We start from the raw sequence: 22,932 nt of genomic DNA on the forward strand, positions 1-22,932 counted from the left end.
GGTTTAATCAAACGGAAGCGCGGCGCTCAATGCCTTGACCAGTTGCGCCTCGCTGAAAGGTTTAATCAGACACTCCACGACGTCACCGTGGCGAAGTTGAGAATGTTCGCTGGTGTCTTCAAGAGCGGTGATGAAAATTACCGGAATACGGTACCCGCGCCGCAACAATTCTTTCAGTAGATCCGGCCCGGACATGCCCGGCATAGCCACGTCCAGAATGAGGCAGCGTGTGAGGTCGGGATAATCGGATAACAGGTATTCCTGCGCAGAAGCAAACGCCTGAACTGCGAAGCCGAACTCCTTGATCAGGTCTGGCAACGATTCACGAACCGACTCATCGTCGTCGACGACTGAAACGAGCAGAGGAATGCCCATCAATTACCCTCCATAGCGTGGTCGGAGATGTCATTAGCGTTCGGCTTGACGAGGGATTCCATAGTTCCTGCGAGGGAAGCAGACCGAAGTGGGATGGTAAAGACGAAAGTTGCCCCCGGTCCGTCGTTGGTGCGAGCCCAAAGCTTGCCAGCGTGGCGTTCTATGATGGAGCGGCTGATTGACAGGCCAACCCCCATTCCGGCACTTTTCGTCGTGTAAAAAGCGTTGAAAATACGTTCCATGTCATGAGGGTCAACACCGATTCCGCAGTCCTTGACCGCAAGGAACACGCTTTGATCCTCCGTCAGACCGGTACTGACAATCATCTGCCGGGAGCGGCCGGTGGTGGTGTTCATTGCCTCCGCAGCGTTAATGATCAGGTTGAGAATGACCTGCTGGAGTTGAACTCTGTCACCTTTAACCAGCGGCAATGCATCGGCGAATTGGGGACGAAGCACGACACGACTACGTTGCAGTTCACCCAGCAGCAAGGCGATGACTTCCCGGGTCGCGTCGTTGAGGTCGACGTTTTCGATCGTAATGCTCTTTTTCGAGAACAACGCCCGCAATCGGTTGATCACATCGGCGGCTCGATTGCCGTCGCGAATGGTGCGTCGCGCGGTTTCCCGCGCGCCATCAACATTCGGCGGATCGGCCCCGAGCATGCGCAGGCAGGTACTGGCATTGGTGATGATCCCGGCGAGAGGTTGATTAACCTCGTGGGCAATCGAGGCGGTAACCGCTCCGAGGCTTGCCACCCTTGCCAGATGCGTCAGTTCGGAGCGGGCCTTACTCAGGACTTCCTCGGCTTCCCGGCACTGAGTGATATCTTGTAGCGCGGCAATATATTCAAGGCCTTCTTCAGGATCCTTGATCGAATGCGCGACCAAACGCACATATTTAACCCTTCCATCGGGCATCAGCAGTCGATGCTCGTGCTCGAAGTCACGGCCCCTGCGGCGTTGCCGTCTGATCATTTCGCGGTGGCTCGATATGTCGTCCGGGTGAATGCGCCGGTAGATAGCGTCGAAGCTTGGCGTGGTTTCCGAGTCCAATTGGAGGATGCGATAGACCTCGTCGGACCAGGTGATTTCATCTGTGCTGACTCGCCACGAAAACGTACCAGTGGCGCTAAGGCGTTGGGCTTTGGCAAGAAAGGCTTCACTCTGCTTGAGCGCAGCTTCGGCACGCACACGATCAATGGCGATACTGGCCAGATGAGTGAACTGCCCGATCAAATTCAGCTGTTCCGGTGAAAACGGTTCGGGGGTCCTGTGCAATACCGAAAGAACGCCAGCAATCCTTACATTGTTAGAGGTAATCGGCATTGAACAGTATCCCCGGAAACCATAGGCGAGGGCCGTCTTGCACCATTCACTCCATCGTGATTCGAGAGACAGGTTATTGCAGATGATCGGTGTGTTGGAGGTGGCCGCCATGACGATCGGGCAGCGCTCGGCTCGAAGCGGCTCGTCGTTCGTACCCGGCAATAATTCGGCAGGCATATTTGTCGGCGCGGCCTGATGCATCCGCAATGCCGTCTCGTGTGCACCTTCGGAGCGCTTCAAGTCAACCAGCATCACACTGGCTGCGCATGGCTCGAGAAAGACGTCCACCAATTCACAAAGTGTCTGCAGGATAACCGACAATGACGAGCCTCCAGCCATCAGACCAAGCAGGCGCTTCTCACCATCGAGCAACATTTCGGCCCGTTTGCGGTCTTCGATGTCAGTGTTCTCGCCATACCATCGCAGCACTTGGCCAGCTTCGTCCCGTTGCGGCACAGCCCTGATCAAAAACCACCGGTAGGTGCCATCGAAGCGACGCAGGCGCGCTTCGTGTTCACCGGCGTTACCCGATTGCAAAAGCCCTCGCCAGTAGAACTCCACTTTTTCCGCGTCGTCGGGATGGATTGAGGCGAGCCAGCCGTTACCGCAAGCTTCGCTGAGCATTATACCCGTGTAGTCGCACCAGCGTTGATTGACGAAGCTCACGCTTCCTTCAGGCGAAGCGCTCCAGACAAATCCGGGAACGGCATTGATGATGTTGCGCAGGCGATCCTCTGAGGCGCTGACTTCTGCAAGAGCTTTTGCAATCAGTGCCTTGTCGCGCCGGCGTTCATCGATATCGACCTGCAACACACACCAGCGAATAATGTTTCCTTGAGTGTCGCGCAATGGCAGGCCACGAACATGAAACCAATGGTAAACGCCGTCTGAGCGACGGATCCGGTGTTCGATCATATAGGGTTCGCCGGTCGTGACCGAGTGCGTCCAGGCCGCTATAACTGTTGGTAAATCTTCAGGATGCACGGTATCGCTGGCTGCCCAGTCCTTCAGGACATCGAGGGGGGAACCAATGTAGTCCTGGATTTGGCGATTGACTTGTTCCAACTCACCCGTCGGCGTCATGAACGCGACCATCGCCGGGATGCTGTCGATGATCAGGTCGACATCAGAAGGCTTTTCCACGTCGCCTGTTCCGACTGGCTCGCGGGACTGGGTTTCAATGGCCAGCGCACACCACTTATCCGGATGGTCGGAGGTCGCTTCGAGTCTCGAGAAACGCCAGGCGAACTGGCGATAGATACCGTCATTGCCCAAGAGGCGGGCGGCGACCTGCCGAGATGTGTCCATGCCTGCAGCGATACGCAAGCGCTCGAGCAATTCAGCGCGATCATCTGGATGAATCGCCGACTGCCATCGGTTCGCTAGCGAATCGTCTTGATTGCGTCCGGTATAGTCTTGCCACTGCCGGTTGACGTAATCGACAAAGCCATCCGGCCGTGTGGTCAAAACCACACCCGGCAGCGCGTCGATGACGCGCTTAAGGTCAGTTGTCATACCCTTTCTCATAGTGCTGTCGCCATTGAACAAAGATGCGCTTTTGGCCTGCGCTCGCCCATCATACTTTGGTGTCGCTTAACGCGAACACTCTTCACGTTACATCTTTGAAGGCAACGTGCACCCTGCGCAAAATTCCAACGTCACTCTGTATGTCAGTGTATCGCTGGCGACTGTAGTTACATCAACATGCAAACCCAACGCTTTGCGAAACACCGCAGATACACCCTCCGAGCAGCATAGGCAACGGTTTCAACGTCACTCGACGATTGAATGAATTCAACGTGACGTGTGTATTCCTGCCATTACCTCGGCAGGGCAGAGCGTCCACGGAGCAGGCTCGGCAATTATGAAAGCGGTGGTAATGCATGCGTTTGGAGAACCTGGAGTCATGTCACTGGAGGACATTCAGTTGGTAGCACCAGGCCCTGGTCAAGCGCTCGTCACGGTCAAGGCGGCGGGAATCAATTTCATGGACATCGGCACTCGGCGGGGACTGGGCTCAGGGTTGTCGTTGCCACTCACCCCCGGTGTGGAGGGCGCTGGCATCGTCATGGCCATTGGGCCCGGCGTAAGCGAAGTCCAGCCCGGTGATCGTGTGGCCTGGCACTACGTACCTGGCAGTTATGCGCAGCAAGTGCTGGCGCCCGTAAGTCAACTGGTGCCTCTACCTGACGCCATCGACTTTGACACGGCCGCGACTCTGATGATGCAAGGCTTGACGGCCAGCAACCTTGTTCACCGCGTGTATTCCATAAGCCCGGGTGATATAGCCTTTGTGCACGCCGCCGCTGGTGGAGTAGGGCAGATGCTAACTCAAATGATCAAATTGCGCGGTGGTAAGGTGATCGGTCGCGTTTCGCAGGCCCACAAGGTCGACGCGGTTATTGCTGCCGGGGCCGACTATGTTGTGATCGGTCGTGCAAGCCAGGTCGCCAGTCAGGTGCTGCGCCTGACAGAGGGCCGGCGGGTCGATGTGGTGTACGACGGTACCGGTGCAGAGGGATTCGCCGACTCGGTCAGCCTGCTCGATTACTTCGGCACGTTGGCGCTGTATGGCCCGTTCATGGACCCAATTGCGCCTCTCGATATTTTTTCCCTGCCGCGCAGCATCAAACTGACGTATCCGTCGGTCATGCATTTTGTGCGCAGCCGTGAAGCCCTGTTGGAGCACTCCCGGGCGTTGTTTGACTGGGTGTTAGCGGGCAAGTTGAAAATCGTCATCGGGCGGCGTTATTCGTTGGCGCAAGCCGAGCAGGCGCATCGTGATATCGAGTCACGGCAAACGTCCGGCAAGCTGATCATCAACCCGTAAACGGCCTCGTCTCACTTATCAATTTTGCCCGGAGCTACCACCATGAACTGGTAAATACTCGAGCATTGGATCACTGCGTGCTGCACGTCTTCGGACCTTTGTAGCCACGCCAGACCAGCAAGGCGGCCAGAACCTGGCTGCCAGCGAAAAACATGAACAGATCGTGTGCGGTCCATCGCGCATCCAAAAGCACGCCAGCAATAAACGGCGAGATGATTGCGCCGATGCGCCCCGTGGCAAGGACCACACCAACACCCGTCGTTCGAATGGTTGTCTCGAATGCCTGCGGCGCCAGAATGAAGATCGCCGCGATAGCACCATTGAGCAATAGCCCCGTGGTTACGCACGCACCTATGGCCAGGTCCGCCGCACCTGCGGCCGGCACGATCAGCATCATCACGCCGCCATTGAAAAGCAGAAAAGTCAGCAGCAATCGCCGGCAGCCCAGACGGTTGGCGGCCAGCCCCATCAACAGCGCCCCGGACATACCGCCAAGACAAAGCAACACGCCACTGACTGCGCCCTGCTTTTCGGAAAACCCATTTTGGGTCATCAAGATCGGAGTCCAGCTCATCACAAAGTAGAAGCACGCCATCAGCAACAGCAGAGCCATTGCAAGGGCTATGGTTTGCATCGACTGGCCTGCGATAAACAATTGCCGATATTTTACATAGGGCGAGCTTGCGGTGATCGCGCGAACCGATCGTTGATCAAGCTGGAGAAACTGGCGCGACTCACTCAGCCAGATCGCGCCCGTCAAGGCTGTCGCCAACGTGATCAACCCACCCAGCAAAAAAACATACCGCCAGCCGGCGCTGGCATTCAGCGCGTGAGCCGACAGGCCGCCGAGACTGGCGCCGAATGCGAAAGCCATCGACTGCAGAGCGAGTGCAAGATGTCGGCGGCTGACACTGGCACGCTCGTAAGTCATGACATTGGCAGCTACTAGCACTAGGCCGGTACCGACCCCCGTAAACAAGCGCAAGACCATTAGCCAGCCGTGGTCCGGGCTCCAGAACGATAGCAGCATCGTCGCGCCACTGAGTACCAACCCGGTCAGCAATATCGGCCGCCGCCCGTAACGATCGGCCCATGGCCCCGCTAGAAAGGAGCCGAGCGCCATGCCCACCAGGCTTGAGCTCAGCAGCATGCCCATTTGCGCCCCCGACAATGCCCATTCTATGGCGACGCTGCTGGCGGTGAACGCCATGGCCATCACATCCATGCCGTCAATCACATTGAACAGCATGCAAAGGCAGATGATCCGCCATTGCGAGGAGGACGCGGTACTGTCATCGGCCCTCCTAGACATTGTTTTTGAGCGCATCGATGTTTCCTGGAGGTTCTTGTTTTCGAAAAGACTCACATGCTGGCAACGCGCGATAGCGCCGTCGAGCTTTTTTATTCGCTGATATATAGGCGGAGCCAGTCTCCACTCGCCTTAACACCAAGGTATCGACCAACACCATGGTGCAATCGTCCCCTAGTTCTGCCGGTGATTTGATCGGCTTGCGTCGACTGCGCTGTTGTAGATGACGTCGCTCAGACCTGCGATCTGGCACCCCAGGTCAACCGACCCGGTCGTGGCAGCAAGGCACCGATATCCAAAGGAGATTCATTATGCATGTGGCTTCCCCCGTTATTACATGGCGCAAGCGCGTCCAGGCAGGCGTAATCGGTATTGCGACCTTGGCGGCCAGTTGCGGTGCGTGGGCGGCCAGCATTGCTGCTGAACAGCCGAGTGCCACTGCTGTTATGGCTCAATCGCAAGCCATTCGTCCGTACCGAATTCATGTCGACGAAGCGCAATTGACCGACCTTCGCAAACGCATCGCCGATAGCCGCTGGCCTGATAAAGAAACCGTGGGTGACGTCTCCCAGGGCGTGCAACTGGCGCAGGTTCAGGAATTGGTCAAGTACTGGGGCAACGGTTACGACTGGCGGAAAGCCGAGGCGAAACTCAATGCGTTGCCTGAATTCGTCACCACCATCGACGGTGTCGACATTCAATTCATTCACGTGCGCTCACGCAACCCGAATGCCATGCCGCTGATCCTGACCCACGGCTGGCCGGGCTCGCAATTTGAGTTCCTGAGCACCATCGGCCCGTTGACTGATCCAACGGCTTACGGCGGGCGGGTGGAAGATTCTTTTGATGTCGTCATCCCGTCGATTCCTGGCCATGGTTTTTCCGGCAAGCCGACTGAGCTTGGTTGGGGCCCTGACCGTGTGGCGAAAGCCTGGGACGTGCTGATGAAGCGCCTTGGGTACAGCCATTATGTTTCGCAGGGGGGCGACCACGGCTCGGTCATCTCCGACGCCTTGGGCCGCCTCGGGCCGCCCGGTTTGCTGGGCATTCACCTAAACATGCCAGCCACTGTGCCGCCAGAACTGATCAAATCGATCAATAGCGGTGATCCGGCACCGGCCGGTCTGACCGAACCAGAGCGTAACGCCTACAACGCCCTCAGTACGTTCTTCGGTCGTAATGCGGCTTACGGCGCCATGATGGTGACTCGTCCGCAGACTATCGGTTATTTGCTGGCCGATTCACCCGCCGGCACTGCAGCGTGGATGTATGAAAAGTTCGCTGCCTGGACCGACAGTGACGGTCACCCCGAACGCGTCCTCAGTCGCGATGAGATGCTTGATGACATCAGCCTCTACTGGTTGACCAACACCGGCGCGTCGTCCTCACGCTTCTATTGGGAGAACAACAACAATAACTTCAGCGCTGCCGCGCAGAAGACCGACAGCATCAAGGTGCCCGTGGCGATCACTGTGTTCCCACATGAAATCTACCGCGCGCCGAAAGTCTGGGCAGAGCGCGCCTACCCATCGCTGTCCTATTTCAAAGAAGTCAGCAAGGGCGGCCATTTCGCCGCGTGGGAACAGCCTCAACTGTTCAGCGAAGAACTGCGCGAAGCCTTCCGGCCCCTGCGGACCGGTGCGCAGAAAAACTCGACCCATTGAAACGTTCCATCACTCTGATCTGAGCACAGGGAGCCGCGCCAGCGCGGTTCTCTTGGGAGACCCATCATGAAAACCGTCGCGTTGAATCACAATGCAGTTTCACGGCATCGCACGCTCTCCGCGCGATCCATTCTGGCGATTGTCTTGTTGCAAGCGGGTGCACTGAGCATGGCGTCCTCGGCGGCGTATGCGGCTGAAGTACCAGCCGCAACCATCGCGCCAATCACTGCCGGCAGTAATGTTTCCTTCGGGCCCTTGAGGCACGTCAAGGCTGGATTGCTGGATGTTGCTTATGCCGAAGTGGGTCCGGCTGATGGCCCGGTTGTGATCCTGCTGCATGGCTGGCCTTACGATATCCATAGCTACACCGACGTCGCCCCGGCGTTGGCAAAACAAGGCTATCGCGTATTGATTCCCTACGCGCGTGGTTACGGCGAAACGCGTTTTCTTTCCGCCAAGACTGTGCGCAACGGCCAGCCTGCCGCGTTGGCCAGCGACCTGATCGACTTCATGGATGCGTTGCACATAAAACAAGCCGTCCTCGGCGGGTATGACTGGGGCGCGCGCACGGCTGACATTGTTGCAGCCTTGTGGCCTGAACGAGTCAAGGCCTTGGTGGCGGTGAGCGGCTACCTGATCGGTAATCAGGACGCCGGCAAGGCACCGTTGCCGCCAGCCGCCGAATTGCAGTGGTGGTATCAGTTCTATTTCGCCACCGAGCGCGGGCGCCTGGGTTATGAAAAAAACACGCACGATTTCGCCAAGCTGATCTGGAAGCTGGCCTCGCCGCAATGGAATTTCGACGACGCGACCTATGATCGCAGCGCCGCTGCTTTGCAGAATCCAGATCACGTTGCAGTGTCGATTTTCAACTATCGCTGGCGCCTGGGGCTGGTCAAGGGCGAGGCCAAATACGACGCGCTGGAGAAGAAGCTCGCGGCCTCTCCATCCATCAGTGTGCCAACCATCACCATGGAGGGTGACGCCAACGGCGCACCGCATCCACCTGCCGAGGCGTACGCCAAGCGTTTCACTGGCAAGTATGAGTACCGATTGATCAGCGGTGGTGTCGGCCACAATTTGCCGCAAGAAGCGCCGCAAGCCTTCGCCCAGGCCGTGATCGATGCCGATCACCTTTGAGAAACGGCTGAAAGGATGGCAACGATGAAGCTCAAATATCTGGCAGTGATGTCGGCTGCCATTGCAACCGCTGCAGTGACCGCCACCGGTGTCGCCCTGGGCGACGCCGGTAATGGCGACGCCTCACCGATCTATGGCGTGAAGCTGCCTGAAAACTATCGCTTGTGGCCGATGATTGCCCCGGCGCAGGAAGCGGCACCTTTGGACGAGTTGCGCGCGGTGCTGGGAAATGACCTGGCCATCAAGGCTTATCAACATTCAACGCTGCCATTTCCTGACGGCACGATATTGGTAAAGCTGGCCTGGAAACACGTTCAGTCACCGGAGTTCGAGCCAGCGTCCATCCCAGGGGCGGCCACGACCGTGCAAGTTATGGTCAAGGACTCGAAAAAATATGCGGCGACCGGTGGCTGGGGATTTGGGCGGTTTATCAACGGTAAACCGGTCGACGAAGCCCAGCACCAGACGTGCTTCGCCTGTCATCAGGCGCGAGTACGCAATCATGATTATGTCTTCACTCGCTTTGCCCCTTAATTCCTCGTCAAACCTGGAGTCTGCGATGAAAAAAGTATGGGTCGCGCTGGTCGTTGCCGCCAGCCTGAGTATGGGTACACACGCCTGGTCGCAAACTGAAAAACCGACAATCGTGCTCGTCCACGGCGCGTTTGCCGATGCGTCGAGCTGGAATGGGGTGGTGAATATTCTCGAGAAGGATGGTTATGCGGTGGTGGCGGCCGCTAATCCTCTGCGCGGTGTAAAAAGCGATGGCGCGGCCATCTCGGCATTGCTGACGAGCATTCGTTCGCCTGTAGTACTGGTCGGCCATTCCTATGGAGGCAACGTCATCAGCGACGCTGCCAACGATCATGCCATCGTCAAAGCGCTGGTTTACGTCAGTGCGTTCGCCCCCGAGGCCGGTGAAACCGTCGCGGGGCTGGCTGGCAAATTTCCCGGCAGCACGCTGGGCCCAACCCTGGCTGCGCCTGTCCCGCTTGCCGATGGCGGCAAGGACTTGTACATCCAGCAGGACAAGTTTCACGACCAGTTCGCCGCTGACGTCCCCGCAACTGAGGCTGCATTGATGGCCGCCACCCAACGCCCGGTGACGGAGGCGGCGCTCAATGAACCGTCCGGCACACCCGCCTGGAAGCATATTCCGTCCTGGTACATCTATGGCGACAAGGACAAGAACATCCCGCCGCAAACCATGGATTTCATGGCCAAGCGCGCCGCTGCCAAAGGAGTGGAAGTCGTCAAGGGCGCGTCCCACGTCGTGATGGTTTCGAACCCGGGATCCGTGGCCCGCCTGATCGAGAAAGCCGCCTCGGCAAAGTGATGACCGTCGGCGTGCGGATGCGCACTTGGAGTGAACCTCAGTGGTAAGTCAGAAAATGAACAGCAACTTACAACGATTGGCCGGCAGGACCGCGTTGATTACCGGGGGTTCGCGCGGTATCGGCGCGGCCATTGTGCGCCGACTCGCCCTGGAGGTGCCACCGTGGCCTTTACCTATGCGGCCTCCGCTGCACAGGCCGCAGCGCTGGTTGCCGATATCCAGGCACACGGCGGCAAGGCGCTGGCGATCAGAGCCGACAGCCGGAGCGCAGAGGATATCGAACGTGCCGTCGGAACTACGATTGAGCATTTCGGTGCGCTGAATATCCTGGTGAACAATGCCGGGATTCTCGGGCTCGGCTCAGCCGACGAATTCAGTGTCGAGTCGCTGGACAACATGTACGCGGTGAACGTTCGCGCCGCCTACGTGGCGAATCAGGTGCTCCAGAGTCATGAGTCGCGGTGACCGAATCATCACCATCGGCAGTGTCGCCGCGGCGCGTACCGGCTTCCCCGGGTCCAGCGCCTACTCGATGACCAAGGCTGCACTGGTTGGTCTGGTGCGTGGTCTGGCCCTGGATTTCGCCGCGCGCGACATCACCGTCAACAACATCCAGCCGGGCCCGACGGCGACTGACATGAATCCGGCCGATGCGCCTTATCTGGATCATGTGATCAAACTGGTGCCGCTGGGACGGCTCGGCACCGCTGATGAGATCGCTGGAATGGCGGCGTACCTGGCCAGTGACGATGCTTCGTTTGTCACCGGCGCGAGCCTGACGGTCGACGGCGGATACCTGGCCTGATCCCGGCTGTTTTGCGGTATTGCCCTGATCAGTCGTTGGACACTTGTAGCTAGCGCCACGCAACGGGTTTGCGCCGTGGCGCGATGCCGGGTATCAGGCGCAATACCGCGAACAGTCGCGCCCTGGGTGGCTCGAGCAGGACACCGCTGAACAGGGTGAACACGGCAGCATTTCCGGTCGGTCATGCAGGAGGGTTGAGGATGTTAATTTCAGCAATCAATACCGTCGAAATCGACGCCGCGCCAGGGCGGGTAGGTGAGGTCTGCTCGAAACTCCCGCACATTGTTCGCGAGCTGCTTACTCACTCAGCCTGTATGGGATATGCGATCACCGACAATCGTCGGGCGAAAAATTCCTGGATCGTCAGCGGTTACTGGGAATCGGAAAGTCAGATGCGTGCGCATTTCGATCATCCGCAGCTGGCCGGGTTCATGGAGATGTTGCGGGTTGGCATGGCCAGCCGGATTAAATTCAATACTTTCATCGTCAATCCCGCTGAAGATCAATGTCGTGTGCCTCATGGCTGATCAGGCGTGCCTGAAGCGAACATCGGCAAACGCTGCAGCATCCAGTTCAACAGTTCTTGAGCGGGCGCCGCCAGTGGGCGTGCGGATTTCACCAGCAGTTTCGCCTCAACCTCTTGGAACAGGGGATGGTCGACGGCCACGGCCGCGAGACTGCCTTGGGCGATTTCCCGATAGGCCGCGACCTCGCCCAGCAGCGAAGCAAACTCACCGGATGCAACAAGGCGTTTGAGGGCGGCCAGCGAATTGCTGATCAGCGCCGGACGGATTTCGATCTTCTCGGCGTACTCGAGCATTTTCAGCGCATGCCCGATACCGAAGGTGGCGGGTGTCAGCACCAGTTGGCAGTCGAGTAAATCGGCGACGGATGCCTGTGCGCCTTTCAAGGCCAATGAATGGTCCGGGCGCACCAGCAGCATCACGGGTTGCCGGGATGTCGCTCGATAATCGATGTGCGGGTGGGGAGGAGGGTTGTAGGCCAGGCCGATATGCGCGCGGTTTTCTGCGACCTCGGTAAGAACATCGTCAACCGGCAGGATGTCCAGCCGGACATCGAGCTTGGGATATTGTTTGCAGAACGGCGCAAGCACGTGGTCGACCAGGGTATCGACGTAGCCCTCGCTGATGACGACTCGCACGTGTCCCAACTGTAGACCCTTGATCGCCTGGAGCTGGTCTTCAAGCTTTTCCTGGTGCGATCGATAGCCGCGCCAGAATTCCAGCAGGTGCATGGCAGCCTCGGTGGGCTCGACACCACGGGCCTGGCGTTCGAATAACCGGGTGCCCAGCTCTTCTTCCAGCAGTTTGATCTGACGCGTGATCACTGACGGTGAGGTATTGATGCTGTCCGCTGCGCCCCGGATCGATCCGTGGCTCAGCACCTCATGAAAATACCGCAAGCGTTGCTGATTGATTTCGCGCAAGGCTGTTTCCTCTTCGATTCGGCGTTGCTCCAAGAGCAACGGTACACGAACATAGTTGCTCTTGCTGCTGTTTACCCCATGGGCGCAACATCTTTCCACCGTCAGACCAACAAGAAAAACCGGAGACTCGCATGTCGACCATCGTGACGCCCGAAGACAGTGCCGCCCTCGCCAGTTTGTACCGCAAGCTCAATTGGCGCCTGTTGCCGCTCCTGTTCGTTTGCTATGTATTTGCTTATCTGGATCGAATCAATGTCGGCTTTGCCAAACTGCAGATGCAAAACGACCTGGGGCTGTCCGACGCGGCTTACGGTGTCGGCGCAGGCGTTTTTTTTCTCGGTTATGTGCTGTTTGAGCTGCCCAGCAACCTGATGCTGCCTCGAGTGGGGGCGCGAAAGACCTTCAGTCGCATTCTGGTGTTATGGGGCATCACATCGGCCTGCATGCTGTTCGTGCGTGACGTGCCAACGTTCTACGCCATGCGGTTTCTGCTCGGTGTTTTCGAAGCCGGGTTCGCACCGGGAATGATCTATTACCTGTCGTGCTGGTACGGTCCCAAAAGAATGGCCCGGGCCATTGCGATCGTGTTCATCGCAGGCCCCACGGGCGGCGTTATTGGCGGTCCGCTTTCGGCGTGGCTGATTTCCACGTTCGAGGGCGTGAGTGGCCTTTCGGGGTGGCAATGGATGTTCCTGATCGAAGGCTTTCCCTGCGTCTTGCTCGGTGTGTTTGCTTATTTCTACCTTTGTAACCATCCCACCGAAGCTCGCTGGCTCAGTGTCGAAGAAAAGCACACGCTGCAGCGTGAGCTGGGGGCTTCTGCGGGAGGCGCGCACTCGTTCAGAGCGGTGTTGCGCGATCACAGGATCTACATCCTCGCGTGCGCCTATTTCTGCATCATTTTTTCAATCTACGCCATGAGCTTCTGGCTCCCGGCAATCCTGAAAGCGCAAGGCATCCACGACATGATGCAGCTGGGTTGGTGCGCCGCGATTCCCTATGTGGCAGCAGCAGCCGGTATGTACTGGATCGGGCGCCGCTCCGACCGTTGCGGTGAGCGCCGGTACCACTGTGCGGTCCCCGCAGGCGTCGGGGCAATACTGATACTTTTGTATCCTGTTGCCGATGGGAACCTGATGCTATCAATGGTTCTGCTGACGCTGGCGATCGCCATGATGTTCATGGCGTACACGGTCTTGTGGGCGATGCCCTCTGAACTTATCAAGGGCGAAGCGGCAGCGGGCGGTATCGCTCTGATCAACACCATCGGTCTGTGCGGCGGTTTTTGGGGCCCGGCAGTGATCGGATGGGCAAAGACATCAACGGCAAGCATGAACCCTGGCATCGTCGCTGTCGGCTGCGTGTTTCTGTGCGCCGCGTTCGTGATCATCGGGAGCAAACCGCTGGCCCATCGCGATCGGGTCCTGAATGCACCGCAAGTTGGTGGGGCGCTTTGAACTCACACCCATCGTGTTCCGCAAGGGACCTTTCTAAAAAGAGAACGCAGATGCTTTTATATCTATCGACCTGGGCCGAAATCGCAAAATTTCTCGAGCGCAGCCGTACCATCGTTATCCCGATCGGTTCCAACGAGCAGCACGGTCCTACCGGTTTGTTGGGGACGGACTGGATGTGCCCCGAAATCATCGCCCATCAGGCGCAGGAGTCAGCGGATATACTGATTGCCCCGACCTTCAATATTGGCATGGCGCAGCATCATCTTGGTTTCCCTGGAACGATCACGCTCAGGCCCTCGACATTCATCGCCGCCATCGGTGACTGGACTCGCTCGCTGGCTGCTCACGGCTTTGAAAAAATCTTTTTCCTCAATGGCCATGGCGGCAACATCGCGTCCATCGAAGCAGCATTTTCGGAAATCTACGCCGAGGCGAGTTTCGCTCGTCGCCCGGCGGGTTTTGCCTTGAAACTTTGCAATTGGTGGGATCTTGAAGGTATCAATGAGCTGGCCAAAGAACAGTTCCCGACAGGGCATGGAATTCATGCAACGCCGTCGGAAATTGCCGTGACCCAGTGGGCCTATCCACGGGCCATCAAATCGGCCGACTACTCTCCACAGATCGCCAATTGGGGGCCGATTCGAGAGGCTGCCGATTTCCGTGCCCGGCACCCGGATGGCCGCATGGGCTCAGACCCGGCGCAGGCGTCACCGGAAAAAGGCCGGCAACTGGTGATGATGGCAGCACAGGGTCTGGTGCAGGAGGTGCACGCCTTCAGTCGCGAGCCGATGCCAGGCTGAAGCGCGAGAGTTTATCTTGACTTGGCCAACGCCTGGGATAATGGCGTTGGCGCTCATCACGGATAAACCGTCATCGATCAGGTACGCCACGATGTGGAAGATCAACCATAGCTACATTGATGGAGCATTCGTTCCCGTTCAGGGAAATGAAACGATGCAATGCATCAACCCGGCGATTGAGGCGGTCATCGGTATGGTCACCTTGGTTGATCGTGAAGATGCCAAGCGCGCCGTTGCCGCGGCTGCGCGCGCTCAAGTCGAGATGAACCGCACCTCCAAGGCCGAGCGTATTGACATGCTCGAGCAGTTGCAGGCAGCCGTGCTGGCGAGCACCGAAGAAATTCGCGATGCCGCCATCGAAGAGTACGGTGCGCCGTTCGCCCGTGCGCAATGGGTCAGTCGCTACGCTTCGCAGTCATTTGCCAATGCTGCACAGGTATTGAAAAACTAAAATCATGCGAGTGTGATGTTCACAGGTATGTTGGCACGTGTGGCTTTTGAATAAGGGCAGTTCTGGTTTGCCGCTTCGATAAGTTGCAAAGCGGTGTCCGACTCGATGTCAGGCAAAGAAACGACCAGTCGGGCCTGCAAGGTAAAACCCTGCTCGCCATGGATCAGGTCGACTTGCGCATCGACACCGGCCATTACTGGAAACGCGATCTTGCGAGCATTACAGGCATGGCGCAGAGAACCGAGAAAACAGGCTGACCAACAGACTGCGAACAATTGCTCCGGGTTGGTACCTGTTCCGGGCGCGCCGGGAGGAGAAAGCTTGAGGTCAAGTCGTCCATCATGGCTGCGGCCGCAGCCCTCTCGACCTCCTGTTGTGTAGGTATGTCCGGTGTAGAGGGTTTTCTCGATATTGATCATGAATATTTCCTAGCGTCGACAACGCGATATCAAAAGATCGAATCACGTAACTTGCATGGCTTGCGGGCGGTTGCGCACCGCCACACCTGTGAGCGCATCGAAAACCGGTTCTGAACCCGAATTGCTCTGTAGAGTGGTTCGCGCGACTTCGAGAACCCACGCCCGGAAGGGTAAGTTTGGGTCATAACCTGGCTGTCCCAGGTAAAGCGTCTTGAACGCTTCCTGAACCAGGCCCGCTGTCGCGCCACGCTTGATTCGCCCGGCCTGCACCTGGCCGTCATAGAATGCGATGAGTAACGGAGTGACAGCCGCGAAAAGTTGTAGTGATTCACGCCTCTCACGCCTGAGCACACCGGCCATTAACGCGTGTAACTCGGCGTTCCCGAGCCGCTCAGCTTTACTCAGGCAACTCGTGCGATAACCTTCGGCCATGATTGGATCCCTCTACGTCATCGGTTTAACTGATCCGGCAACCTGGGAATAAGGAGGTTGCCAAAATTGAGTGTTGCGGCGTGAGCATGACGTTACTGGATGAGGCTTACCAGTTATGCGGTGTTAGCGCTTAATAGTAGACACTTCGATTGGGCAACCGGTAAGTGTCTTATCTCCTATGCCCATTTATCATCCTAACGCTCGTAAGAAAAAAGTCGATGCGTTCCGTCCAGTTGTTATCGCGCGCGGTTGAGGCATCGCGACGCTACAAACTCGCGGTTTTTTGTGTAAGTGTCATAAGGATGGGCGGCAAAAACCGAGATGCAGCGGCAAATTATTGCCGCGTTAAAGAGGATTTTTATTGATGCCGTTGCTGTTCAGCGACAAGAGCAGGTTGGAAGCGCTCAAAACTTAGACTTAACGCGAATGCGTGTAGGGATGGCATATTTTTTGCTTCGATTGAAGTGCAGTGCTATATTTTTCCTATATAAGGAGTTACGCATGATTATTGGAAGCCGCGACCTCTCCATGGCGTCTTGGAGCAAGGCCGCTATTAACACGAATATGGTATTAAAGGATTCGATTGTTAACTTGGGATTGCAAGGCCAAACCTTTCAGTCTGGTGTCTCTGGAGTTAGTCAACCCAAGACTTCGACGGATTCGAATGATTTAAAGAATTTCGATGAAGCTTTTGCGAAAATGATGGTTAACTTGAGGAAGGCATCATCCACACCTGAAAGCGCTGAAGGTGCGGGCGTGGCGTTGCTGCCCATTGCAGCGGCTGCCAATCAGGACGGCACATTTTCCGCAAACAGCAATGAGCTAGCAGCTAATGAGTTGGCTACAAGTGCTTACCAATCCCCATCATCATCCGAAAAAACCGCATCGGAATTATTCAAGGATTACATGAACCAATCCGATGCCGAAAAGCTCAGAGAACAATTGACGGGCGTAAGTAAGGAAGAATATGAAAAAATGTCTCCCGAAGAGCAAGTTTCTCTCGACAAGAGAGTCGAGGAATTGACTAAGGAAAAAGGCAGAGCGGAGCAGCAAGCTATCAAGGCGAAGATCGACATAGCGAAAGCTGAACTGGTTTAACAGTTGCAGCCCAGTAATGGGGGCAGAAAGTAAACCTGCCCCCATTTTTCGACGTTGAAGGGGGTTTGCGCAATCTCAGCGGCGCTGTAAGGACTTGTAGTGGCGTAACTATGCGATATTGATACTGCACTGCGCCTGAGCAATGCTGCCCTTCAGACTTTTCCCTACTCTAAAGCTGTTTACGGAAATATAAACGTCCTTGTAGATTTCCTCTAAACGCACCCCCACGAAGTATTCGCATGACGGCATAAGGCACTCAGGTAGTTATGTGTTTTTTGCACTTTTAAGTAATCGCAATTTTGTTGTTAGTAACTCACATATTTTATCACATTTACTACACAATAGGACGGTCTAACATGCCGTTTAATAGTCGTGTTTGGATGAGCTGAAATCGTAATTTTATGTATCTGAGCCCCTGCCGATACGAACTGTTTAATTTGCGGAGGGGTTGTGACACATACTGGATACCTCAGCGGCGGAAAATGGGCGCCATCGCAGCAGCACAAGCTGTTTTGCTGGATCGCTCATTCGATAACTGGAGATTTCGTCATGAACTGGAAAAACCTCAACATCGCTTCATTGCTCGCCATCCTTAGCCTCGGCGCCGTCGCCGCAAATGCCCAAGAGAATGTATCCTCGCACGCCTACATGTACGGCGATCAGTTGGACATTGCCAAAGTCACTTCTCTCAGTGAAAAACTTTCATCCGGTTGCGGTGTAGTTAATGCGCGACTGGCTTATTTAGATTCGGCTGGCAAGTCGAAGGTGCTGGATTATCTTACCGCCGGTCAAGGATGCGGCCAGGATAAATGATGCACATCTGCCAGATGTCCCTTAGTAGGCCTTCAACACATCCGATCTCTTTTTGAGGCTCATCTGTACGCGTCGACATTAAACCGTTGCGATGTCACGTCGCCGGCACCCGTAATTCCGTTTGGGATGCCGGCTTCAGAATTGGCGTCAGGCACAGCATAAAAAGAAGTACCGCAAACAGCATGTCATAAGCAAGCTCGTAGCTTCCAGTATAGTCACGCAGCGCGCCGAAGCAGACGGGGCCCAATGCTGCAATCAGGTAGCCTATGAAAAGCATGAAGACGGTCCAAGCCCCGGCTTCTGCAGGCGTTTTGGAATTGTCCAGTGGCAACGTCATTCCAACTGTGAAGGACATACCTAGACCGGTTGCCACAAGCAATACGTAAAGAATCGGCGAAGTTTCTGAAGCATACGCCATGCCCGCCGTACCAATGAGTGCAAGTACGGTGCTGACTCCCAAAAGACCACGACGGTCATGGGCCCTTCCAGGGATCAGGCCAGCACCGACACTTGCGATTGCAAATGCCGCTGTAAATACCCCAAGTAACACACCGGCGGGCAGGGTCGTTAGAGCGGTTTCGGTAGATGCAGGCGCTAACCAGGCGAAGAGGGCATAGACGACGAATTGACTCGAGCCGAAATAAAGCGCTACGAGCCACGCTTGAGGATTGCTCCAAGGCATCCTGGTCACGGCCGATCGGTTAATAACGGTATTGACCTTCGGTTCGGAAGCTGCGAACCGTCGGACCATCCACAACCAACTTATTACAGCTGTGACACACAGTAAGCTCCAGATTCCTGCACCCACACGCCAGCTTTGAGCGAACTCAGCAATGGGCGCAGTGAATACCGCAGAAAGAGTCGCTCCTATGCTAAGGCCAGCGGCATAGATCCCCATGAAAAATGCTGGCCGAAGTGGAAAGTAAGCTTTTATCCAACCGCCGATGAGAGCACCAGCGATTGCAATTCCGATACTGACCAGAAATGTACTGAACAATAGAAAAAGGGCATCCGGAGATATTGCCCGCACCAAGCAAGCAGCGCCAAGCAAAACCAACGCTGCAATCACGCAACGGTCGGTACCAAAGCGCCGACTAAGATTTGGTGCCAGTAAGGCGAAGACGCCCATGCATACATCTGGAATTGAGGTCAGCAACGCCGCCTGGGTAAAAGTCAAACCATATTGGTCTTGAATCAGCAGCAAGATGGGACCGATGGAAACAATTGCAGGACGTAATGCAATGGAAAGAACCAATAAGCCGATGACTGCAGGCACACTATGTTTATCGGCTGCATTAGGAGAGGTGTTGGTGGGGCCCATTCTCTACGTACCCTTAATGTCTGAAATGTGATCAAGGGCGATCGTAGCGCTACAAAAGAATCGGCAGGTGCCAGCTTATGTCTTCAAAGTGACAATGTCAGAGGCTTCGGCATTGCAACCCAATTGGTGAGTGTGATTGATGAAGCGAAAAATACGGATTGTCAGCGAAGCCGAAGATTTGGACGGACGCAGTGTGGATTACCTGGACTATCAGGACGTACCGCGGATGGTGACGGCGTTGGCTCGCAACCAGATGGCCGGGGAATACAATCCCCCGCATACACATCGCCATGGCCAGTTGTTGTATGCCATCAGCGGTGTCATGCGTGTTGCGACCGTTGGTGGTCTGTGGTTTCTCCCGCCTAAACGAGCTCTGTGGATACCCGCCGGAGAAGAACATGATCAATTGATGCTCAGCCCGGTCAAGATGCGTTCCATCTACATAGAAGCCGACGTCGCCGCCAGTTACGGAGACAGCTGCCGAGTCGTGGACGTTTCTCTGCTATTACGCGAACTGATACTGGTGCTGGCCAGTGAACCCATCGAATATTTACTCGAGGGCCGCAATAGTCACGTCGTAGCTCTGATTCTTAGTGAGCTGGAGTGTGCACGAACATTGCCGCTTCAGATTCCGTGGCCGGTAGACCGCCGGCTGTTGGTGGTGTGCAACGCTATTCTCGACACGCCAGGACACGCACGCAACGTAGATTATTGGGCAGATAAAGTCGGTACCAGTTCGCGCACGTTGATCCGCCTGTTTCTCAAGGAAACAGGCCTGACTTTCCGCCAATGGGTGCAACAGGTGCGATTGGCCTGCGCCTTGAACCGGCTCGAGAAGGGCGAGTCAATCGGGTTGATTGCCCGGGATCTGGGCTATGTTAGCGCAAGTGCGTTTAGCGCAATGTTTCGTCGGGCGATGGGAGAGTCCCCGCGGGCGTTTCTGATTCGTGAATAAAATAGTCGATGCAGCCAGTGGGCTGGCGCAGTAAATGAATGGCACCGCCTTATCCGATGGTGCTGTTCCTCCTCGAAGAATCAGACGAGCTACTGGGTAGTATCAGTTGAGCGCACAGTCCGCCACCTTCTCGGTTGTACAGTACTAAAGTACCTTGAAGTTTTAGCGTTAGTTGTTGAGAAATTGCCAGGCCCAGCCCTGTACCGCCCGTGTCACGCTTGCGCGAGTTTTCCACGCGATAGAACGGTTTAATCACTTCTGGCAATTTGTCCTCGGCAATTCCTGGACCACGATCCAAGATCTGGATCACTAAGCTCTTGTTCGCTTGGGGTTCAACGGTGATTTGGACCTCTGTGCTAAACTTCAGCGGATTGTCCTCGAGGTTCACAAGCACTCATCGCAGTGCAGGCGGCCGTGTATCGATAACGGTGCCGATTTCCACGTTTAGATCCACGCTTTTTCCAGTATCCAGATAATCGAATTTCAAGCTGTCGAGGAACGAATGCAGATCGAGCCGGCGGCTGGTCTCAGTTGAACCATCCATGCTGCGCGCGTATGCCACCCCTTCCTACCAGATGCTGCATCTCGCTCAGGTCCTTACAGAGTTTGTCCTTCTCTACGGAGTCTTCCATGAGCTCGGCGCGCAGTTTCATACGCGTGATGGAGGTCTGCAAATCGTGAGAAATGGCAGCCAATAGTTGCATGCGCTCTTTTATGTGAGTCGCGATGCGCTCCCGCAGGGTATTAAAGGCAACTGCTGCATAGGCCACTTCTATCGGGCCTGCAAGATGAGTTCCTCCCCCGTTCGGATCAAGCGTATCGACTGCATTTTGATAGACGAGTCAGGAGACGTATTGCAGTTCTTACTTCTAACCGCGTACAGCCGAATAGTTGCATTAGTTGTACGATTAACAGCAACGGTAGCCATGAAGATAGCGGGGATATTTCGGGCCGAGAGGGCGAGAGCAAACGGAGCGAAGCTCCTATTTGCTCTTGCAGATAGCGTTTCAATCAACCTAGTAGCTCAATTGCCTGGGCCACGCCTGATCCGTATTCCGGATCAGCTTGTGTGCAGTGATTGATGTGGCGCTGCTTCGCCTGTGCGCTAGCCCCACGGATTGATCGCGCAGTGTTGGTAAACAGCGCTTGTTTCTGGGCTGAGTCCATCAGCCGAAATAGGGCGCCGGGTTGAGAAAAATAGTCGTCGTCTTCTCTGTGGTTCCAGTGCCCGGCACTTCCTTGCAATGATAGAGGCGGCTCGCGGAAATCGGGTTGCTCTACCCATTTTTCATGGCTGTTGGGCTCATATCCGATGGTGCTTCCGACGTTTGCGTCGGTACGCATTTGTCCGTCCCGGTGATAATTGTTGACTGGGCATCGGGGGGCATTTACCGGAATTTGATGATGATTGACGCCCACACGATAGCGTTGCGCATCGCCATAGGAAAACAATCGAGCCTGAAGCATTTTGTCTGGTGAGAAGCTGATGCCAGGCACGACGTTCGCAGGATTGAAGGCGGCTTGTTCGACGTCGACAAAATAGTTGTCCGGGTTGCGGTTGAGCTCAAGGACACCGACTTCGATCAGAGGATGATCTCTATGCGGCCAGACCTTGGTCAAATCAAAAGGGTTGATCGGATATGACCCAGCCTCCGCTTCTGGCATTATTTGAACGTATAGTTTCCATTGGGGGAAGCGACCCTCCTCAATGCTGGTGTACAAATCCCGCTGAGCGCTTTCGCGATCATCGCCGACCAGTTCGCAGGCTTGCTCATCAGTCAAGTTTTTGATGCCTTGTTGGGTTTTCCAGGTGAACTTCACCCAAAAACGTTCATTCGCCGGACTAATAAAACTAAACGTATGGCTGCCGAATCCGTGCATGTGACGATAAGAGTGCGGTAGTCCGCGGTCGCTCATGACGATCGTGACTTGATGCAACGCCTCGGGCAACAGTGTCCAGAAATCCCAGTTGTTTCTGGCACTGCGCATATTTGTACGTGGATCGCGTTTGACTGCGTGATTGAGGTCTGGAAACTTCAACGGATCTCGCAGAAAAAACACCGGTGTGTTATTGCCCACCAGATCCCAGTTGCCTTGGCTGGTATAGAATTTGATGGCAAACCCGCGAATGTCACGCTCGGCGTCGGCGGCTCCGCGTTCGCCGGCCACGGTAGAAAATCGGACGAATACATCCGTGGTCTTACCAATGCTAGAAAATAAGTCTGCTCTTGTGTAGCGGGTAATGTCGTGAGTAACCGTGAAAGTCCCGAATGCGCCTGATCCCTTCGCGTGCATGCGGCGTTCAGGAATAACTTCACGGTCAAAGTGTGCCAACTTCTCTAGTAGCCAAACGTCTTGCAATAACACAGGCCCTCTAGGACCAGCTGTTTGAGAGTTGTTGTTATCGCCCACCGGTGCGCCGGCTGCTGTCGTCAATTTTTTCATAATCGTACCCCTTACTTTTATGGTTGGTGAAAAGCCTGCATCAAATGTGCTGGTCAATGAAAGCGCACGACACCAGACGTGGCGGCCGCCATGGTTACTAATTCCGCGCTTCTAACGTTCGTTGCACGTATCGCAAGTGGGGAAAGTGATTAGCACTGAGCTCAGCGGAGACTGAGCTGAACCTCGACATTGCCACGGACGGGTTTGGAGGCAGAGCATGTCTAGTGGGCGATGTAGATCAGTTCGTGCGCAACCTCGCGGCCCAGTGTCGGCAAGCGGACGGCCAACCGATCACTTAGAAAGTACGCTTCTCGATTGAGGCGAATGTCGACCTCGGCATCGATAGAGACGTCAACCGGTAGTGACAACTTCTGCTTCAGTGCTCCCAGGCCCAGCGCCGCGTCGAAACAGGTCGACCAATTAGATCGGGAAAGCTGTTCCGAATTCGTCCCGCTGTTATCGAATCCCGGAAGCGAGTGCCTGATGTTTAAGCAGCCGTCATCACTT

General features: G+C 55.8%; 20 protein-coding genes and 2 pseudogenes. 13 read left to right on the plus strand and 9 right to left on the minus strand.

Going from position 1 to position 22,932, the window contains the following annotated elements:
- Positions 1-3 precede the first annotated feature (3 nt).
- Both D8U82_RS00200 and D8U82_RS00205 read right to left on the minus strand, forming a co-directional pair.
- The gene (locus tag D8U82_RS00200) at positions 4-375 is read right to left on the minus strand and encodes a response regulator (RefSeq protein ID WP_130901442.1); all 372 of its coding nucleotides are present in this window, start codon (positions 373-375) and stop codon (positions 4-6) included.
- Positions 375-3,218 (minus strand): PAS domain-containing protein, encoded by a 2,844-nt coding sequence (locus tag D8U82_RS00205; RefSeq protein ID WP_130901443.1) that lies wholly within the window; start codon positions 3,216-3,218, stop codon positions 375-377. Before D8U82_RS00205 ends, D8U82_RS00200 begins: the two co-directional genes overlap by 1 nt.
- A gap of 349 nt (positions 3,219-3,567) precedes the next feature.
- On the opposite strand from D8U82_RS00205, the gene D8U82_RS00210 reads away from it, so the two are divergent.
- Positions 3,568-4,533 (plus strand): quinone oxidoreductase, encoded by a 966-nt coding sequence (locus D8U82_RS00210; protein WP_130901444.1) that lies wholly within the window; start codon positions 3,568-3,570, stop codon positions 4,531-4,533.
- Between the two features lie 70 nt (positions 4,534-4,603).
- On the opposite strand, the gene D8U82_RS00215 is transcribed toward D8U82_RS00210, so the two are convergent.
- Complete coding sequence (locus D8U82_RS00215) at positions 4,604-5,860, minus strand: MFS transporter (RefSeq protein WP_130901445.1); 1,257 nt, start codon at positions 5,858-5,860, stop codon at positions 4,604-4,606.
- A 293-nt stretch (positions 5,861-6,153) separates the two neighbouring features.
- On the opposite strand from D8U82_RS00215, the gene D8U82_RS00220 reads away from it, so the two are divergent.
- The 6 genes and pseudogenes from D8U82_RS00220 to D8U82_RS00245 all read left to right on the plus strand — a co-directional run bounded on the left by D8U82_RS00220 (position 6,154) and on the right by D8U82_RS00245 (position 11,314).
- Positions 6,154-7,506, plus strand: a complete 1,353-nt coding sequence (locus tag D8U82_RS00220; protein ID WP_130901446.1) for an epoxide hydrolase family protein — start codon at positions 6,154-6,156, stop codon at positions 7,504-7,506.
- Between the two features lie 66 nt (positions 7,507-7,572).
- Entirely contained in the window at positions 7,573-8,646 is a 1,074-nt protein-coding gene (locus D8U82_RS00225; RefSeq protein ID WP_130901447.1) for an alpha/beta hydrolase, read from the plus strand.
- A gap of 24 nt (positions 8,647-8,670) precedes the next feature.
- A complete protein-coding gene (locus D8U82_RS00230; protein WP_130901448.1) occupies positions 8,671-9,180 on the plus strand; it encodes a cytochrome P460 family protein in 510 nt (169 codons plus the stop codon).
- A gap of 25 nt (positions 9,181-9,205) precedes the next feature.
- Positions 9,206-9,982 carry an alpha/beta hydrolase gene (locus D8U82_RS00235; protein ID WP_130901449.1) on the plus strand — a complete coding sequence of 259 codons (777 nt, stop codon included), beginning with the start codon at positions 9,206-9,208 and terminating at the stop codon, positions 9,980-9,982.
- Between the two features lie 55 nt (positions 9,983-10,037).
- Positions 10,038-10,787, plus strand: a pseudogene (locus tag D8U82_RS00240) (3-oxoacyl-ACP reductase family protein).
- 200 nt (positions 10,788-10,987) lie between these two features.
- Positions 10,988-11,314 carry an antibiotic biosynthesis monooxygenase gene (locus D8U82_RS00245; protein WP_177434093.1) on the plus strand — a complete coding sequence of 109 codons (327 nt, stop codon included), beginning with the start codon at positions 10,988-10,990 and terminating at the stop codon, positions 11,312-11,314.
- Here the strand turns inward: D8U82_RS00245 and D8U82_RS00250 are convergent.
- Positions 11,305-12,234, minus strand: coding sequence for a LysR family transcriptional regulator (locus D8U82_RS00250; protein WP_130901451.1), 930 nt, complete (start codon positions 12,232-12,234; stop codon positions 11,305-11,307). The two genes, D8U82_RS00245 and D8U82_RS00250, sit on opposite strands and share 10 nt — an antisense overlap.
- Before the next feature lie 131 nt (positions 12,235-12,365).
- Between D8U82_RS00250 and D8U82_RS00255 the strand changes: the two genes are divergently transcribed.
- From D8U82_RS00255 to D8U82_RS00265, 3 genes are all read left to right on the plus strand, one after another.
- Positions 12,366-13,691 (plus strand): MFS transporter, encoded by a 1,326-nt coding sequence (locus D8U82_RS00255; RefSeq protein WP_130901452.1) that lies wholly within the window; start codon positions 12,366-12,368, stop codon positions 13,689-13,691.
- A 50-nt stretch (positions 13,692-13,741) separates the two neighbouring features.
- Positions 13,742-14,491, plus strand: a complete 750-nt coding sequence (locus D8U82_RS00260) for a creatininase family protein (RefSeq protein ID WP_130901470.1) — start codon at positions 13,742-13,744, stop codon at positions 14,489-14,491.
- Positions 14,492-14,582: 91 nt separating this feature from the next.
- Positions 14,583-14,942, plus strand: coding sequence for an aldehyde dehydrogenase family protein (locus tag D8U82_RS00265; protein ID WP_241668023.1), 360 nt, complete (start codon positions 14,583-14,585; stop codon positions 14,940-14,942).
- 2 nt (positions 14,943-14,944) lie between these two features.
- Here the strand turns inward: D8U82_RS00265 and D8U82_RS00270 are convergent, their stop codons facing one another.
- Entirely contained in the window at positions 14,945-15,361 is a 417-nt protein-coding gene (locus D8U82_RS00270; RefSeq protein ID WP_130901453.1) for an organic hydroperoxide resistance protein, read from the minus strand.
- A gap of 42 nt (positions 15,362-15,403) precedes the next feature.
- Entirely contained in the window at positions 15,404-15,793 is a 390-nt protein-coding gene (locus D8U82_RS00275) for a hypothetical protein (RefSeq protein WP_130901454.1), read from the minus strand.
- A gap of 501 nt (positions 15,794-16,294) precedes the next feature.
- Between D8U82_RS00275 and D8U82_RS00280 the strand changes: the two genes are divergently transcribed.
- Both D8U82_RS00280 and D8U82_RS00285 read left to right on the plus strand, forming a co-directional pair.
- Positions 16,295-16,891, plus strand: a complete 597-nt coding sequence (locus D8U82_RS00280; RefSeq protein WP_130901455.1) for a hypothetical protein — start codon at positions 16,295-16,297, stop codon at positions 16,889-16,891.
- 549 nt (positions 16,892-17,440) lie between these two features.
- Entirely contained in the window at positions 17,441-17,704 is a 264-nt protein-coding gene (locus D8U82_RS00285; RefSeq protein ID WP_130901456.1) for a DUF2790 domain-containing protein, read from the plus strand.
- 94 nt (positions 17,705-17,798) lie between these two features.
- Here the strand turns inward: D8U82_RS00285 and D8U82_RS00290 are convergent, their stop codons facing one another.
- Positions 17,799-19,025 (minus strand): MFS transporter, encoded by a 1,227-nt coding sequence (locus D8U82_RS00290; protein WP_130901457.1) that lies wholly within the window; start codon positions 19,023-19,025, stop codon positions 17,799-17,801.
- Positions 19,026-19,164: 139 nt separating this feature from the next.
- Between D8U82_RS00290 and D8U82_RS00295 the strand changes: the two genes are divergently transcribed.
- Positions 19,165-19,980 (plus strand): helix-turn-helix transcriptional regulator, encoded by an 816-nt coding sequence (locus D8U82_RS00295; RefSeq protein ID WP_130901458.1) that lies wholly within the window; start codon positions 19,165-19,167, stop codon positions 19,978-19,980.
- 49 nt (positions 19,981-20,029) lie between these two features.
- Here the strand turns inward: D8U82_RS00295 and D8U82_RS00300 are convergent.
- Positions 20,030-20,934: pseudogene (locus D8U82_RS00300) on the minus strand (HAMP domain-containing sensor histidine kinase); the annotation flags it as partial.
- Between the two features lie 57 nt (positions 20,935-20,991).
- Positions 20,992-22,425 carry a catalase gene (locus D8U82_RS00305; RefSeq protein WP_130901459.1) on the minus strand — a complete coding sequence of 478 codons (1,434 nt, stop codon included), beginning with the start codon at positions 22,423-22,425 and terminating at the stop codon, positions 20,992-20,994.
- Positions 22,426-22,932: the final 507 nt, after the last annotated feature.

The organism is Pseudomonas sp. Sample_23, assembly GCF_004307595.1.
Taxonomy (GTDB): Bacteria; Pseudomonadota; Gammaproteobacteria; order Pseudomonadales; family Pseudomonadaceae; genus Aquipseudomonas; species Aquipseudomonas atacamensis.